This window comes from Planctomycetota bacterium (genome assembly GCA_035574235.1).
In the GTDB taxonomy this organism is placed as follows: domain Bacteria; phylum Planctomycetota; class MHYJ01; order MHYJ01; family JACPRB01; genus DATLZA01.
The window spans coordinates 1-14,112 of sequence record DATLZA010000014.1; the positions used below are offsets into that span (position 1 = coordinate 1).

19 protein-coding genes and 1 tRNA gene are annotated in these 14,112 nt (G+C 70.1%); 9 read left to right on the plus strand and 11 right to left on the minus strand.

The annotated features are described in order from the left end of the window. A partial coding sequence (locus VNO22_00865; GenBank protein ID HXG59899.1) for an Hsp70 family protein occupies positions 1-1,004 on the plus strand: 1,004 nt, incomplete at its 5' end. Positions 1,005-1,017: 13 nt separating this feature from the next. Next, entirely contained in the window at positions 1,018-1,482 is a 465-nt protein-coding gene (locus VNO22_00870; protein ID HXG59900.1) for a nucleotide exchange factor GrpE, read from the plus strand. 6 nt (positions 1,483-1,488) lie between these two features. Here VNO22_00870 and VNO22_00875 read toward each other — a convergent pair whose 3' ends face one another. The 5 genes from VNO22_00875 to VNO22_00895 form a co-directional block, all read right to left on the minus strand. After that, on the minus strand, positions 1,489-1,989 hold the full coding sequence (locus VNO22_00875; protein ID HXG59901.1) for an Hsp20/alpha crystallin family protein: 501 nt from the start codon (positions 1,987-1,989) through the stop codon (positions 1,489-1,491). Between the two features lie 23 nt (positions 1,990-2,012). Further along, positions 2,013-2,372 carry an Hsp20/alpha crystallin family protein gene (locus tag VNO22_00880; GenBank protein HXG59902.1) on the minus strand — a complete coding sequence of 120 codons (360 nt, stop codon included), beginning with the start codon at positions 2,370-2,372 and terminating at the stop codon, positions 2,013-2,015. Positions 2,373-2,374: 2 nt separating this feature from the next. Continuing rightward, on the minus strand, positions 2,375-2,845 hold the full coding sequence (locus VNO22_00885) for an Hsp20/alpha crystallin family protein (protein HXG59903.1): 471 nt from the start codon (positions 2,843-2,845) through the stop codon (positions 2,375-2,377). 74 nt (positions 2,846-2,919) lie between these two features. Next, a complete protein-coding gene (locus VNO22_00890; GenBank protein ID HXG59904.1) occupies positions 2,920-4,869 on the minus strand; it encodes a hypothetical protein in 1,950 nt (649 codons plus the stop codon). Positions 4,870-4,889: 20 nt separating this feature from the next. Continuing rightward, a complete protein-coding gene (locus VNO22_00895; GenBank protein ID HXG59905.1) occupies positions 4,890-5,819 on the minus strand; it encodes a threonine/serine dehydratase in 930 nt (309 codons plus the stop codon). Between the two features lie 93 nt (positions 5,820-5,912). On the opposite strand from VNO22_00895, the gene VNO22_00900 reads away from it, so the two are divergent. The 5 genes from VNO22_00900 (at position 5,913) to VNO22_00920 (ending at position 10,516) form a co-directional block, all read left to right on the plus strand. Continuing rightward, on the plus strand, positions 5,913-7,118 hold the full coding sequence (locus VNO22_00900; protein HXG59906.1) for a hypothetical protein: 1,206 nt from the start codon (positions 5,913-5,915) through the stop codon (positions 7,116-7,118). A 47-nt stretch (positions 7,119-7,165) separates the two neighbouring features. After that, positions 7,166-7,861 carry a dienelactone hydrolase family protein gene (locus VNO22_00905; GenBank protein ID HXG59907.1) on the plus strand — a complete coding sequence of 232 codons (696 nt, stop codon included), beginning with the start codon at positions 7,166-7,168 and terminating at the stop codon, positions 7,859-7,861. 128 nt (positions 7,862-7,989) lie between these two features. Beyond that, positions 7,990-8,706: a response regulator gene (locus VNO22_00910; protein ID HXG59908.1), complete on the plus strand. Its 717-nt coding sequence runs from the start codon at positions 7,990-7,992 to the stop codon at positions 8,704-8,706. Further along, a complete protein-coding gene (locus VNO22_00915; GenBank protein HXG59909.1) occupies positions 8,703-10,091 on the plus strand; it encodes an ATP-binding protein in 1,389 nt (462 codons plus the stop codon). Before VNO22_00910 ends, VNO22_00915 begins: the two co-directional genes overlap by 4 nt. Further along, the gene (locus tag VNO22_00920) at positions 10,088-10,516 is read left to right on the plus strand and encodes a response regulator (GenBank protein ID HXG59910.1); all 429 of its coding nucleotides are present in this window, start codon (positions 10,088-10,090) and stop codon (positions 10,514-10,516) included. Before VNO22_00915 ends, VNO22_00920 begins: the two co-directional genes overlap by 4 nt. A gap of 7 nt (positions 10,517-10,523) precedes the next feature. On the opposite strand, the gene VNO22_00925 is transcribed toward VNO22_00920, so the two are convergent. From VNO22_00925 to infA, 5 genes are all read right to left on the minus strand, one after another. Continuing rightward, positions 10,524-10,673, minus strand: coding sequence for a hypothetical protein (locus VNO22_00925; GenBank protein ID HXG59911.1), 150 nt, complete (start codon positions 10,671-10,673; stop codon positions 10,524-10,526). An 81-nt stretch (positions 10,674-10,754) separates the two neighbouring features. Next, positions 10,755-11,045, minus strand: coding sequence for a DUF3175 domain-containing protein (locus VNO22_00930; GenBank protein ID HXG59912.1), 291 nt, complete (start codon positions 11,043-11,045; stop codon positions 10,755-10,757). 5 nt (positions 11,046-11,050) lie between these two features. Then, entirely contained in the window at positions 11,051-11,533 is a 483-nt protein-coding gene (locus tag VNO22_00935; GenBank protein HXG59913.1) for a CBS domain-containing protein, read from the minus strand. A 51-nt stretch (positions 11,534-11,584) separates the two neighbouring features. Continuing rightward, entirely contained in the window at positions 11,585-11,932 is a 348-nt protein-coding gene (locus tag VNO22_00940) for a hypothetical protein (protein HXG59914.1), read from the minus strand. Positions 11,933-12,044: 112 nt separating this feature from the next. Continuing rightward, a complete protein-coding gene (infA, locus tag VNO22_00945; protein HXG59915.1) occupies positions 12,045-12,272 on the minus strand; it encodes a translation initiation factor IF-1 in 228 nt (75 codons plus the stop codon). A 142-nt stretch (positions 12,273-12,414) separates the two neighbouring features. On the opposite strand from infA, the gene VNO22_00950 reads away from it, so the two are divergent. Further along, positions 12,415-13,419: a DUF6569 family protein gene (locus VNO22_00950; protein ID HXG59916.1), complete on the plus strand. Its 1,005-nt coding sequence runs from the start codon at positions 12,415-12,417 to the stop codon at positions 13,417-13,419. Between the two features lie 16 nt (positions 13,420-13,435). On the opposite strand, the gene VNO22_00955 is transcribed toward VNO22_00950, so the two are convergent. After that, a tRNA-Lys gene (locus VNO22_00955) sits at positions 13,436-13,510 on the minus strand. 209 nt (positions 13,511-13,719) lie between these two features. Here VNO22_00955 and VNO22_00960 point away from each other — a divergent pair. After that, a partial coding sequence (locus VNO22_00960; protein ID HXG59917.1) for a c-type cytochrome domain-containing protein occupies positions 13,720-14,112 on the plus strand: 393 nt, incomplete at its 3' end.

Consider the following 14,112-nt stretch of genomic DNA (forward strand, 5'->3'; position numbering starts at 1 on the left):
TGGAGCAGCTGATCGGGGACCTGGTGGAGAGCACGCTGCGGCCGTGCGAGCAGGCGCTGGCGGACGCGCGGCTGAAGCCGCGGGACATCGAGGAGGTGGTGCTGGTCGGGGGCTCGACGCGGATCCCGATGGTGCAGAAGCGGGTGAAGGACTTCTTCGGGCGGGAGCCCAACCGGTCGGTCAATCCGGACGAGGTCGTCGCGGTGGGGGCCGCCATCCAGGCCGGCGTCCTGGCCGGGGAGATGCGGGAAGTCCTTCTCCTCGACGTGACGCCCTTGACCCTGGGCATCAAGGTCGAAGGCGGTCTCATGGCCCCCCTCGTGGCCCGAAACTCCCATATCCCCACGCGACGCTCTCAGATCTTCTCGACGGCCGCGGACAACCAGACGGGCGTCACCGTGGAGGTCTACCAGGGCGAGCGCCCCATGGCGGACGACAACCGTCTGCTGGGCCGGTTCGATCTGACCGGGATTCCGCCCGCCCCGCGCGGCGTGCCCCAGATCGAGGTGACCTTCGACATCGACGCCAACGGGATCCTGCATGTCTCGGCGAAGGACCTGGCCACCGGCCGGGAGCAGGCGATCCGCATCACGGCGACGACGGGGCTTTCCGAGGCGGACATCCAGCGGATGGTCACGGAGGCCGAGCAGTTCGCCGACAAGGACCGGCGGCGCAAGGAACTGGCCGAAGCGCGCAATGAAGCCGAGCACGCGGTCTACTCCGCCGAGAAGATGCTCCGCGAGCAGGCCGACAGGGTGTCCTCCGCCGACCGGGAGCGCGTGACGGCGGCGATCGAAAGACTCCGCCGGGCGAAGGACGGGGAGACCCTTCCGGAGATCCGGCGGGAGCTGGAAGGGCTGACCCGCATCATGCATGAGATCTCGCGCGCGCTCTACGAGGAGGCCGCCCGCCGGCGCGGAGAGGCCCCTTCGCCCGGCGGCGGGGAGAAGGTGATCGACGCGGAGTTCCGGACCCGTCCGGAAGACGAACGTCGGGCCGGATGACGAAGGCGCGGCCATGGAACCCGAGGAGGAGGCCCGGCTGCGGCGGGAGGCGGCCGAATACCTGGACCTGGCTCGCCGATGGAAGGCGGAGTTCCTGAACTACCAGGACCGCGTCCGGCGCGAGCGCGAGGAGTGGAAGCGCCGGGCCGTCGAGGAGTTCGTCCGGGATTTCCTGCCGGCCATCGACAGCTTCGTCTGGGCGCGGTTCGAGGAGCCCACTCTGATGCGTTCCCTCAAGATCCTCGAACGCGAGTTCCTCCGCGTCCTGGCCAGGCACGGGATCGTCCCCATCGAGGCGGAGGGGCGGCCTTTCGACCCTTTCCTGCATGAAGCCGTGGCCGTGGAGGAAACGGACGAGCATCCGGACGGCACGGTGCTCGAGGAGATCCGGCCCGGGTGGATGATGCACGGGCGGGTGCTCCGTCCCGCGGCGGTCCGCGTGGCGCGCGCCCGCAGCGGCCGCGCTTCCGGCGGCTGAGCGGGCTTACGCGCGGGGCACGACCTCGATGCGCCGGGGGCGGGCCTGCTCGCTCTTGGCGATCCGCACCGTCAGGACCCCCTTGTCGTACTCCGCGCTCACCGTGGCGGGATCCACGCCCGGGGGCAGCGGGATCGCGCGCCGGAAGGCCCCGTAGCGGCGCTCCGCCCGGTAATACGCCCGCCCGCGCTCCTCGCGCTCCTCCTTCTTCTCGCCGCGCAGAAGAAGCGTGGCGCCGGAAAGGGTCACCTCGACATCCTCGGGACCCAGGCCCGGGACTTCGGCCCGGACGGTGACCTCCTTCTCCGAGTCGAGCACGTCCACGGAAGGCATCCAGGCGCGTCCCGGTCCGAACGTCTCCGCCAGCGCCGCCCAGGGTTCCTGGAAAAAGCGCTCGAAGAGACGGTCCATTTCCGAGCGCAGCCGCGCCCAAGGCGGCCCGGCCGTTCCGGCGCCCCGGGTGATCTCTCCGCCGCGGCGCCGGGATCTCGCGGGAATCAGCTTCATGGTCCGTCCTCCCGAAAAGAAGGTCACTTCGCGCGGACTTCGATCCGGCGCGGCCGCGCGGCCGGCGCCTTGGGCAGGCGGACGGTCAGGACGCCGTCGGCGCACTCGGCGCGGATGCCCGCCGCGTCGATCGCCTCGCCCACGTCGAGGTCGTCGGCATAGTCGCCCGCCTCGTATTCCTGGAGAAGATACTCCGGCTCCTCCGGTCCGCGCCGCCGGACCTGCCCCCGGAGCGTGAGGACGCCGTTTTCGAAGCGCACGTCGATGCCGTCGGGCGGGACGCCCTGAAGGTCGGCGCGCACGACGATCTCGTCCGGACGCTCCAGCACGTCCACGTCGGGCCGGAAGACCGGGACGCGGGGTTCCTCTCGGGGCCGTTCCATGGCTACGCCTCCTTCTTCGCCGGCTCCGGCCGCCGGACCTCGATCCGCCGGCGCCTGGCCTCGGCCGCCTTGGGCAGCATGAGCGTCAGAACGCCGTTCTCGAGGAAGGCGCTCACGCGGTCGGCGTCGACGGACGCGGGCAGCTCGAGGACCCGTACGAACTCCCCGACCGGCCGTTCGCGCCGGCGGTAGGTCGCTTCGGCCTCCTCGGGTTCCCGGCGCCGGCCGCGAAGCGTCAGCTCGCGTCCGTGGACGGAGACCTCGAGGTCGTCCCTCCGCAGCCCGGGGAGCTCGGCCTCGGCATACAGGTTTTCGTCGTCTTCCCACACATTGACGGGGGGAAAGGTGCCGGCCGCCGGCCTCTCGGCGCCGGCCGGGGCGAAGAGATCCTGCTCGAAGTCGGCGAAGAGCCGGTCCATCGCGTCGCGGAACCGGCGGAAGGGTTCGCCGACGTCCCAAAGGGGCATGATCATGGCGAATGTCCTTTCAAGACGCGCAGGGATGCAGGGATCCGTCCAAAAGAACGAATCCGAGGAGGGCGCGGGCGTTACGGGCGGGCGGTCCGGCGGAGGATCAGGAGCGCCGCCGCGGTGCCGTAGCTCTTGCCGATCTCGTGGCTGTCGAGGAAGCTTCCGTCCCACTCGGGAATCGCCAGGATCCGCCGCCGGATCCGTTCGAGCCCGGCCTCGGACGCCGGGCCGGGACCGAGCGAGCGGACCGCTTCGGCCAGGGGAAGGTAGGCGTGGAAGTAGAAGAAGCCCGCCAGGCGGCCGTCCGAATGGTAATCGCACAGGCGGACCGCTTCGAGGCGGTCGGCGAACTTCCAGAAGGATTCGACGGCGGCGGCCACGTCGTCGCGGGACGCGCGGCCGCACGCCTGGAGCGCCAGCTCGCAGAGGGCGCTCCGGGACATCGAATTCTTCTCGCTGTCGGGGCCCGGATCTTCGGCGCGATAGGGCTGGCGGCCGCGATCGCCCCGTTTGGAGAGCAGCGCGCCGGCGGCGCGGCGGAAGAGCGCCTCCGGCACGTCGGCGCCGGCCCGGCGGGCTTCGTGGAGCGCGAGGACCACGACGGCCGTCGAGAACGGATTCGGGTATTCGTGCGCCCAGTGGCCGGCCGCGTCCTGGATCTCCGCCAGGCGCGCGACGACGCGGTCCAGGGCGGCTACGTCCCCGCGGGCCGCGAAGTAGCGCAGCCGGAAGGCCTGGGCGTAGCACTCCTCGTTGCGTCCGGGGGCCAGGCGGCGGTCGTCCCGCAGGTACGCGTCCGCGCGCCGGAGCGCCTCCTCGGCACGGCCGGGGGCCCGGTCCCGCCATTCCCACAGCGCCCAGGCCGCCAGGGCCGTGACGGCCCCCCAGACGTTGGGGAGGATTTCGGGGTCCGGCCAGTACGCGTAGCGCGCGTCCCGCCAGCCGCCGTCCTCGCGCTGCGCGCGCAGGAGGAAATCCAGCGCGTCGCGCGCCGCCGCTTCGGCGTCCGTCGCGGGGCGTCGCGTGTCGGTCGGCGTTCCGGCGGGCGGCCGCAGGAAGAAGTCCTCCAGATGATGGGCCATCGGCCCCAGGGGGAGGGAGTCCTCGGCCGGAACGGCGTTGGCCGCCGCGCGCCAACCCCAGGGCGATTCCGGATGGGCGCGGGCGAGCGCCCGAAGGCGCGGTCCGGGATCTTTTCCCGTCCAGGCGTCGAGGGCCGCGAGGTGGTAGAGGGCTTCGGGTCCCTCCGCCTGCTCGAGAAGCCGGCGCGCTTCGTCGAAGCGCTTGAGGCCGAGAAGGGCCAGTCCGCGCTGGAGCGGCGAGGTCTCGAGCGCCAGGACTTCCTCGAACCGTCCGGAACGGCGCAGGATCGCCGCCCGCCCGTCCGCCGACGCGCGCCCCCACGCCTCCTCGTCGTCCCCGCCGCGGAGGAGATCGGCGACCGATTCGCCCGCCGGACGGTTGTACTCCGGGTGAGCCCGCAGCACCGCGCGGAGGACGGCGCGGAACCAGTCCGCGTTGAAGGTCCGCAGGCGGTCGATGCGGTGGACGACCTTCCCGTCGGGCGTCAGGACGGCGAAGCCCGGCTCCAAGAAGCCGAAGGGTTTCAGGCCGAGCGCGGTCTGGATCTTTTCGTCGGCCACGAGGCGCAGCGGGACGAACTTCGCGCGGACGAGATCGACGAACGCGGGGTCCGTGAAGACGGCGATTCTCATGTACCGGTCCAGAAGCGTCGCGCGGTACATGTGGAGGCCCGCCGTCCGGGGGCAGTAGAGAAGGATCAGGCGCTTGCGGGCGGCCGCCTCGGCGCGCGCCTTTTCGAGGAGCGGCAGGCGGTCCACGTCGAAGTTCCGCGGCCTTCGCTCTTCGGGGTGCTGCGGGTGATGGCCGGCGGCGAGCTCCATGTCGATGAGTTCGGTTCCGTCCGAGATCCAGGGAATCTGGGTGTCGCATCGGCGGGCCAGTTCCGTTTCGGGGTCCTGGGCCGCCGCCAGAAGGAGCGCCAGGACGACGCCTTTCGCGGCCATCGGGTCCCGTCCTTGAAGGATTACGAATCCAGAATCCGGCGGACGTCCGCGTTGCCTCCCGAGAGGACGGCGACCGCGGGCCCGTCGGGAAGGGGGAGCTTTCCGGAAAGGATCGCGGCCAGCGCGGCGGCGCCGGAGGGCTCCACCACGAGTTTCTCCCGCAGGAGGAGATGCCGCGCGGCCGCCAGGATCTCCGCGTCGCTCACGAGGGCCATGCCGTCCACGGTGCGCCGCGCGTGCTCGAAGGTCAGCTCCCCGACCCGCGAGGGTTTCAGCCCGTCGGCCACGGTCTGGGGTTCGGGGATCGTGACGATCCGGCCCTCCCGGAGGGAGAGCGTCATCTTCGGAGCCCCCTCGGGCTCGGCGCCGAAGACCCGGACGTGCGGCCGCGATTCCTTGATCGCGGCGGCGATCCCACTGATGAGGCCTCCGCCCCCGACGGGCACGACGACGGACCGGACGTCCGGCAGATCCTCCAGGATTTCCAGCCCCACGGTGCCCTGGCCGGCGATGATTTCGGGATCGTCGAAGGGCGGAACGTAGACGAATCCGCGCTCGGCCGCCTCGCGCTCCGCGCGCTCCTTGAGGGCGACGCTCGTGCGGCCGCCCAGGATGACCTCCGCGCCGAGCGCCCGCGTGGCTTCGAGTTTGTGCGGCACGGACTGGTCGAGCATGACGATCACGGCCTTGAGGCCCCGCCGCGCCGCCGCCAGCGCCACCGCCTGGGCGTGGTTGCCGCTGGAGGAGGCGGTGACGCCCGGGCAATCGGGAGGAAGGCGGGAAATCTTGTGGAAGGCGCCCCGGATTTTGAAGGCGCCGCCGCGCTGGAGGTTCTCGCACTTGAGGTAGACGCCCGGGCGGTCGGAGACCTTGAGCGGGAGAAGCGGAGTCCGGATCGCCGCGGCGGCGACAATCTCGCGCGCCGCGCGGATCTCGGCCAAGGAGACCATGCCGGGCAGTATAATCGGCCTTTCCCTGCGGAGCCACGACTACCGTGCGTCCCTTCTTGACCGGGCGGCGGAGGGGCCTTAGAATCGGCCCTCGTGGGCGGGCATCGAAGCAAGGGCGCGGTTCTGGCGCTGGCGCTCTTTCTGACTCCCGCGGCGGCGGCTCAGGATAAGCGGGATCTTCCGCCGGTCGCGGGCGTCGACGAGATCGCCGTGGACCGCGCCATCAAACGGGGCATCGAATTTCTCCGCACCGCCAAGTCGCCCGACTTTCACAACGCCTATCGCAATTCGGATGTTCTGATTCTCTGGACCTTCATCCATGCCGGCATTCCCGAGGACGATCCGAAGTTCCGGCAGCTTTTCCAGAGCGTGATGTCCGAGCCGCTGGAGAAGACCTACAAGGTGGCGCTTCTGGCCATGTGCCTGGAGGAGCTGGACCGGGTGAAGTATCAGGAGAAGATCGCCCGGTGCGCCCAGTTTCTCGTGGACAACCAGTGCCAGAACGGCCAGTGGAGCTACGGCAGTCCCAGCGAATACGTCAACGAGGTGAAGATTCCGGCGCTCGTCGCCAGCGGTGACCCGCGGGGCGGGAAGGACCTGGACAAGGACGGCAAGCCCCGGGTGCGCCAGCGGGTGACCGTCCGCAAGCTCAAGGAGGGGCCCGCCACCGGCGACAATTCGAACAGCCAGTACGCGGCGCTCGGTTTGCGGGCCTGTTACGACGCCGGAGTCGGCATTCCGGAGAACGTGGTCTACCTGGCGGTGAAGTGGTGGCGCGCGAGCCAGTTCGCCGACCGCAAGACGGACAAGGAGGGAAAGCCCGTCAAGCTTCCGCCCGTTCCCTCGGGAGTGAGCGGAAAGATCGAGGGGTGGAACTACACGATGCCCGGCCTCGGCGAGCACGGCGACCGAAATCCCTACCACGCCATGACCGCCGGGGGCGTGGGAAGTCTCGTGATCTACGACTACATGCTCGACCGGGACTGGAAGAAGGATTCCTACGTCCGGGCCGGGATGAACTGGCTCCACCAGCATTATTCCATCCAGCCCTGGAACACGTACTACATGTACGCCCTGGAGCGCGCGTGCATCCTGTACGGCACCGAGGACATCGGGGGCCGCGTTTGGTACCGCGACGGGGCCAACGCGATCCTGAAGGCGCAGAACCCCGACGGGTCGTGGGGCAAGGACACCGACTGGTTCAACACCACCTGGGACACCTGCTTCTCCATCCTCTTCCTCCGGCGCGCCACGCGACCGCTCGTCGAAACCGAATCCGCCGGCGGGGTCAAGAAGTAACGCCCGTCACACCCCCCTTCGCTCCGCGTCAACCGGGAGGAGATCCCATGGAGCGCGAACGCCCGCCGGGGGTGCCGCCGGTCTTCGAGGATCCCCTTCGAATTCCGGTCGGGGAGGTCTCGGTTGAAGGGTCCCTTCAGATTCCGGCCGGGGCGGAAGGGATGGTCCTTTTCGCGCACGGCAGCGGCAGCAGCCGGTGGAGCCCGCGCAACCGGCACGTCGCGGAGCGGCTCCGCGCGGCCGGGCTGGGGACGCTTCTGGCGGATCTTCTGACTCCGTTCGAGGACGCCGACCTGGACGCGCGGTTCGACATCGACCTTCTGGCGGCGCGGCTCGAGAGAATTACGGCCTGGTTCCGGGGCACCGCGCCCGGCGCGTCGCTCCGGGTGGGGTACTTCGGGGCTTCGACGGGCGCCGCCGCCGCCCTGCGCGCCGCCGCCGCCCTGGGCCCGGAGATCGGCGCGGTGGTCTGCCGGGGCGGGCGGCCCGACCTGGCGGAAGACGTGCTCGACCGGGTCCAGGCCCCCACCCTCCTGATCGTGGGGAGCGAAGATCACCCCGTCCTGGAATGGAATCGCGAAGCCTATGAGCGCCTGCGCGCGCGCAAGGAGCTGGCCGTCCTCCCGGGAGCCACGCACCTTTTCGAAGAGCCGGGGGCCCTGGACGAAGTCGCGCGCCGCGCGGCCGAGTGGTTCCGCCGCTTCCTCCCACCGGCGGCCGCCGGGGGAGAAGCCGCCGCCTGAGGTCGGCGGATTCCGGACACCTTCGGCGAAATTCATCGTATATAACGCCGAAACCCATACGGAATGTGTATAAAAGAGCAAGGAGCGCATCGCGCGTCCGGGGAAGCAGTGGAAGGAGGGAATAGTCCATGACGCGATCGGCTCCCCGACGGTCGGGCTTCGGAAGGATGCGGGCCGCCCGGGAAGTCCCGCGGCTCCCGCTCGTCCTCGTCGTGGACGACGAACCGGCCGTTCTGCGGTGCCTGGAGCGGCTCCTTCGCACGGAGCCCTGCGAGGTCGTTTCCACCGTCGATCCCGAGGAGGCGCTCGCCTGGGCGAGCCTCCGCCCCGTGGACCTGGTCGTCGCCGATCATCGGATGCCGAAAATGACGGGGGCGGAACTCGTGACCGCCTTTGAGCGCCGCTCTCCTTCCACCGCCCGGATTCTCCTGACGGCCTCCCCCGACGCGCCGGATCTTCCCCCGCCCGCCCTCCGGGGTCAGGTTCGGCTCATCGCCAAGCCGTGGGACGACGAAGAGCTGCGCCGCGTCGTTCTTGAATGCCTTCCGCGGCCGGGGGGCGCCAATCCGGCGGCCGTCCCGTGCCGGGATCGCTCGGGGGCGGACGTCCTGGCGGACCTCGCGCGGGCGCTGGAGGCCGGCCCCGGAGAAGAGAAGCGGATCCGCCTGGAGGACCTGCCGCGCCTTCGGGACTCCATCTCGAAACTTCTTTCGGAAATCGTCCGGAGGGCGTCCCGAGGTCCGGCGCGTCTGGTCCTGGGCGACCCGTCCGGCTTGGTGCGCACGTTCCTTGAAGGGATCGGAGGGCGCACCCGGTTCCTGGACGTCGAGGAGCTCGAACTATGAGCGGTCAGCCGCTCCGGGTCCTCCTCGTCGAGGACTCCCGGGATGACGCGGATCTGATTCTGCGCGAGCTGCGCCGCGGCGGGTTCGAACCCGCGGCCGAGCGCGTCGATTCCCCCCAGGCCTTCCGGGCGGCCCTGGACCGCGCGCCCTGGGATATCGTCATCTCGGACTACCAGATTCCGCAGTTCGGCGGTCCGGAGGCTCTGGCGATCCTCCAGGAGCGCGGCCTCGACATTCCTTTCATCCTCGTTTCCGGCGCGGTGGGCGAGGACGTGGCCGTCCTGGCCATGAAGGCGGGCGCCCACGACTACGTCATGAAGGACCGCCTGGCCCGGCTGGCGCCCGCGGTGCGGCGCGGGCTCGCCGAAGCGGAGGTCCGCCGCGAACGCCGCCGGGCCGAGGAAGCGCTTCGGAAGGCCTACGAGGACCTCGAGCGCCATGTCCAGGAGCGCACGGCCGAGCTCGTGCGGGCGAACGCGCGGCTCCAGGAGGAACTGGCGGAGCGCCGCCGCCTGGAGGAGGAGCGCAACCGCATGTTCGTCCAGCTTCTCCGGGGCCAGAAGCTCCAGGCCATCGGACAGCTGGCGGCGGGGGTCGCCCATGAGATCAACAACCCCGTCGGGTGGATTCTGTCGAACCTGGGCGCGCTCGAACGGTATGCCGGGACGCTGGAGCGGTTCATCCGGGAAACGGACGCTCTCGTCCGGTCCCTTTCCGGCCCGCGCGCCGCCCGCTGCAAGGAGAAGTTCGCCCGGCTCCGCAAGGAGATCGACGCGGAGTTCCTCCTCAAGGACCTGGTCCAGGCGGTCCGGGATTCGAGAGACGGGGCGGTGCGCATCCGGGACATCGTCTCCGGCCTCCGGGCGTTCTCCCGCCCCGACGAGCGGGAACCCGAGAAGGCGGACCTCTCGGAGATCGTCGAGAGCGCGATCCGCCTTTGCACCGGAGAGCTCAAGTACAAGGCCAAGGTGACCCGTTCGCTCGCGCCGCTGCCGAAGATTCCCTGCCGCCCCCGGGAGATCGAGCAGGTTCTCATCAACCTCCTCGTCAACGCCGCCCAGGCGATCTCCGAGCGGGGCGAGATCTTCGTTTCGACCTCGCGCGAGGGGGACGAAGCGGTCGTGCGGATCCGCGACACGGGCTCGGGCATCCCGCCGGAGCACCGCAAGCGGCTCTTCGAACCTTTCTTCACCACCAAGCCCGTCGGGAAAGGGACCGGCCTCGGGCTTTATATGGCGTACAAGATCGTCCGGGCGCACGGCGGGAGGATCTCCGTCTCCTCGAAGGTCGGCGAGGGGACCGAAGTGACCGTTCGCCTGCCGATGGAGCGCGGCGCGGGGGCCGCCCGCGGGCGCCGGACGCTTTCCGTCAAGGAGGGTACATGACGGGCACGCAGCCGGCACGGCGTCCCCGCGCGCGCCGGGGGGAGCCTCCCGGGCGCACGCTCGTCGTCTGCGTGGACGACGAGCCTCACATCCTGGCGGCCCTGGCGCGTCTCTTGCGCGAGGAACCCTACGAGGTGCGGACCACCACCGATCCGGAGGAAGCGCTGTCCTGGGTGCGGACGGGGGAGGTCTCCGTCCTCGTGGCGGACTACCGGATGCCCGGAATGAGCGGAACGACGCTTCTGCAGCTCGCCAAGGCCTTCTCCCCGCGGACCCGCCGGATCATGCTCACGGGCTATCCGGGCGAGACGCTGCTGATCTCGGCCGGCGAGATCGGGCTCATGGATCTCGTCGGCAAACCCTGGGACGACGAGGCCCTGAAGGAGCTGATCCGGGACCGCCTGGCGTGGTCCGATCCGGAATGATCCCCCTTCAGAGGGTCTTCTTCTGAAGCGGCGAGCCGCACAGGCAGACCACCGTTCGCGGACCGGCGAGCGCGTGCCGCGAGGCGCGGTTCACGACGATCTCGAGCCCGCAGTCGGGGTTGGAGCACACGTAGATCTCGCCTCGATCCCACACCATAAACCGCTCCTTTCTTCCGGCTCTGAGCCGCCCTGATATCGATTCCGGCCGGAGCGGCGCGTTACCCGGGCCCGGCCGCGGTCACTCCCGCCCGAAGGCCCTTCTCAGCGCCGCCTTGGCCCGCTCCAGACGCGCGCGCCGTTCCGGGGAGAGGCCGCGCCCGGCGCGGTTGATGAACCAATTGAGCATGGACATGGCGGACTGGAACTTCGTGCGCGCCCGGGTTCGCGGGCTCCGCTCGGCGGCGCGTTTCAGTCCGCGGGCGATCTCCTCCGGCGAACCCCGGAAGAGCCCCTCGGGAAGGTCCAGGGCGTTGGACGTCTCCTGGACGCGGCGGATCCACCCGCCGCGGCGGCGCCGGGCGGCTCCCATGGTTCCTATCCGGTTTTCCGCCGGCTTCGGCGGGCGGAGGATTCCATCGGCGGCGGCGGCTCCGGCCGGGAGATTCCCTGGAGGACCTTGCCCGCCCGGCTGGGGCTTTCGACCCGCGCCACTTTCGCCTGGGAGAGGTAGCCGACCCGCGCCCCTTCGGCGCCGATCACCGGAAGGCGGCGGATCTGCCGGTCGTGCATGATCCGCTCCGCCTCCTCCAGAGGAGCGTCCTCCGACACGGTGTGGAGACGCGCCCGGGTCATCACGTCGGCGACCCGGGTCTCGGAGGAACCCTTTCCCTCCGCGATGACCCGCACGGTGATGTCGCGGTCCGTGAGGATGCCCACGAGACGGTCGCCTTCGCAGACGGGGAGAGAGCCGATGTTCCGGGCCTTCATCGTCTCGGCCGCTTCGCGGACGGTCATGTTCGGGCGGGCGGTCTCGACCTCGCGCGACATGACGTCTTTGACCTTCCTGGCCGTATCCATGGAGGCAAATCTCCTTCGACGGGCGGTCTTTCGTGCCGTTCGGACGAGAGGTCAGCCTTCGAGCCGCTCCTTCCGGGCCCGGGTCTGCGCGGCCTTGCGGGCCGCCTCGGAGAGCGTCTCCGGCCCCTTGGTCTCGACGGCCTTCTGCGCGGCCCGGCGGCGTTCTTCAGGCGGGCGCGCCGCGGCCGCCTCGCGGGCCTGTTCGGAGAGGGCCTCCGGGGTCAGCGTTCCCTTGGGCATTTGGGCCACAGCCTTCCGGCCGGCCCGTTCACGGACGGCGCGAGGCTGGCGGCTCAGCCGCGTGCGGGCGGCCTTCCGGGCGGCCGCGCGGCGGCGCGCGCCCTTCCGGGCGCCGGGGGATCGGCGCTCCTCGGCGGGATCCTCGGCGGCACAGGTCATGACGGACTCCTCCGGACCGGGAGATGCATCCGCCGGCGGCGGCCGGCGGCAGAAGCGAATTTCCCACCTGAAGGAGCCCGGCCGCGGAGGGGACGTTATGGAGGCGTTCTCCTCAGGCCGACGTCCGGTAGACGATCCGCCCCCGCGTCAGGTCGTAGGGGCTCATCTCGACGATGACCTTGTCTCCCGGAAGGATCTTGACGAAATGCATCCTCATCCGGCCGGCCACGTGAGCCAGGATCAGGTGGGACGGGTTTCGGGCCAGGGAGACGCGGAACATGCCGTTGGGCAGCATCTCCTTGACCACTCCTTCGACTCGGACGGCTTCTTCCTTGGCCATGCGGGAGCGTTCGGAAGGGGGGACGCCCCAAAGCGCGAGGCGGTTATCCCGGTCGGCGTTACGGAGCGGCGGAGGCGTTTTTGCCGATCCGGAGGGATCCGCGTTCCGTCTAATTAAACAGGCGGATTGACGGGAGGCAGGTATGAGATGGGCTCTCGCGGCGGTCGTTCTGGCGGCGGCATGCGGTCCCGATCGCACCGCGCCCGGAGGGCGGTTGGAGGGGAGCGCCGAAAGCGGCTTTGAGATTTTCGGACCGTTCACGCATGAGAACCTGTCGGTGTTCCTGATCCGCAAGCCCGGCGCGCCCCGGGGGGACGAGGGCATGCTGACGCTCGAGGAGGCCCTGAACGCGGGGGCGCTTCGCGTGGCGGAGAAGGCCGAAGGCGCGGAAGTGAACGCGCTCGAGGTGGAAAACGCGGGGGACCGGCCCGTCTACATTCAGGCGGGCGACACGGTCAAGGGGGGCAAGCAGGATCGAACGATCGCGATCGACTTCATCCTCCCGCCGCGCTCGGGAAAGACGAAGGTGGACGTCTTCTGCGTGGAGCCCGACCGGTGGCGGGTTCGGCAAGGCGGAGGTCTGAGGTTTGAGACCGCTTCGGTTGGGGTGGCCACGAACGAGCAAAAGATCGCCCTCAAGAGCGAACGCAGCCAGTCCGCGGTGTGGGAGGCGGGCCGCAAGGTCAATCAGGCGCTGGCCGCCAAGGCGATGACGGCGAGCCCGCACGAGTCCTACGTTCTGGCGGCGGAGGATCCCAAGGTTAAGGATCGCACGGAAGCGTACGTGAAGGCCCTGGTCGGAGTCGTGGAGGGCCGGGAGGAACTCGTGGGAGCGTCCTTCGCCGTCAACGGCGAGCCGACCTCCGTCGAGATCTACGCGACGACGGCGCTTTTTCGGAAGCTCTGGGCCAAGCTTCTGCGCGCCGCGGCCGTGGAGGCCTTCGCGGCGCGGCCGGATCGGCCGGCGGTCAAGGTCCCCGCCGCCTCGGACGTTGCCGCGTTGCTGCGCGCGGCGGATCCGGGAGAGTCCCAGGTGCGGGAGCTTCCGAACGGGATCCGCATGAGGAGCCGGCTCGGCACGCAGGCCTGCCGCTTCGACACGGAGGCGAACGGCGAGCTTCTGCACCTGCAAGTGATCAAACGGTAAGGCGGCCGGCGCGCGATGGTGAGGGGGGTGGGATTCGAACCCACGACCCACGGCTTAAAAAACCGTTGCTCTACCTCTGAGCTACCCCCCCAGAAAGGCCGCCGTCGCCCGTGATCATAACAAGAAGCCGGCCGCCGCGGTGCTTTTCTGCGCGCCGCTCCCGACGGATTTCGATCGGATCCTACCGGCCCGGCGCTCCACGGGAAAAAGATATAGAATAGCGCCGCGGACGCGCCGCCGGCGCGTGCCGACTGTACATTAGAGTAGGACGGGGGGCCGAACGTGGGGCGAGCGATTCCGATGGCCGCGCTGCTGATCCTCGGCGGCTTTTCGAGGACCGAAGCGGACGAGCGGTCCTCCCGCCGGGACGGTGCCGCTCCGATCGACTTCAACCGCGACATCCGGCCCATTCTGTCGGATCGCTGCGTCCTCTGTCATGGTCCGGATTCGAAATCGCGCACTTCGGCGCTGCGGCTGGACACGCGCGAAGGGGCCACGGCGGACCTCGGAGGCTACGCGGCGATCGTGCCCGGAAAGCCGGAAAAGAGCGAGCTTGTTCGGCGGATCACGTCGCGGGACCCCGGGGAGGCCATGCCGCCGCCGAAATCGGGCAAGAAGCTCACGGCCCGGGAGGTGGAGCTTCTGAGGCGGTGGATCGCGGAGGGGGCGCCGTACGAGCGGCACTGGGCGTTC

What these genes read in the sequence shown, in the direction of transcription:
- VNO22_00880 (HXG59902.1), bottom strand. Translation starts at nt 2,372, where the DNA reads ATGGAACGGCCCCGAGAGGAACCCCGCGTCCCGGTCTTCCGGCCCGAC.
- VNO22_00875 (HXG59901.1), bottom strand. Translation starts at nt 1,989, where the DNA reads ATGAAGCTGATTCCCGCGAGATCCCGGCGCCGCGGCGGAGAGATCACC.
- VNO22_00890 (HXG59904.1), bottom strand. Translation starts at nt 4,869, where the DNA reads ATGGCCGCGAAAGGCGTCGTCCTGGCGCTCCTTCTGGCGGCGGCCCAG.
- VNO22_00910 (HXG59908.1), top strand. Translation starts at nt 7,990, where the DNA reads ATGACGCGATCGGCTCCCCGACGGTCGGGCTTCGGAAGGATGCGGGCC.
- VNO22_00895 (HXG59905.1), bottom strand. Translation starts at nt 5,819, where the DNA reads ATGGTCTCCTTGGCCGAGATCCGCGCGGCGCGCGAGATTGTCGCCGCC.
- VNO22_00915 (HXG59909.1), top strand. Translation starts at nt 8,703, where the DNA reads ATGAGCGGTCAGCCGCTCCGGGTCCTCCTCGTCGAGGACTCCCGGGAT.
- VNO22_00930 (HXG59912.1), bottom strand. Translation starts at nt 11,045, where the DNA reads ATGGGAGCCGCCCGGCGCCGCCGCGGCGGGTGGATCCGCCGCGTCCAG.
- VNO22_00885 (HXG59903.1), bottom strand. Translation starts at nt 2,845, where the DNA reads ATGATCATGCCCCTTTGGGACGTCGGCGAACCCTTCCGCCGGTTCCGC.
- VNO22_00935 (HXG59913.1), bottom strand. Translation starts at nt 11,533, where the DNA reads ATGGATACGGCCAGGAAGGTCAAAGACGTCATGTCGCGCGAGGTCGAG.
- VNO22_00950 (HXG59916.1), top strand. Translation starts at nt 12,415, where the DNA reads ATGAGATGGGCTCTCGCGGCGGTCGTTCTGGCGGCGGCATGCGGTCCC.
- VNO22_00905 (HXG59907.1), top strand. Translation starts at nt 7,166, where the DNA reads ATGGAGCGCGAACGCCCGCCGGGGGTGCCGCCGGTCTTCGAGGATCCC.
- VNO22_00870 (HXG59900.1), top strand. Translation starts at nt 1,018, where the DNA reads ATGGAACCCGAGGAGGAGGCCCGGCTGCGGCGGGAGGCGGCCGAATAC.
- VNO22_00920 (HXG59910.1), top strand. Translation starts at nt 10,088, where the DNA reads ATGACGGGCACGCAGCCGGCACGGCGTCCCCGCGCGCGCCGGGGGGAG.
- infA (HXG59915.1), bottom strand. Translation starts at nt 12,272, where the DNA reads ATGGCCAAGGAAGAAGCCGTCCGAGTCGAAGGAGTGGTCAAGGAGATG.
- VNO22_00940 (HXG59914.1), bottom strand. Translation starts at nt 11,932, where the DNA reads ATGACCTGTGCCGCCGAGGATCCCGCCGAGGAGCGCCGATCCCCCGGC.
- VNO22_00925 (HXG59911.1), bottom strand. Translation starts at nt 10,673, where the DNA reads ATGGTGTGGGATCGAGGCGAGATCTACGTGTGCTCCAACCCCGACTGC.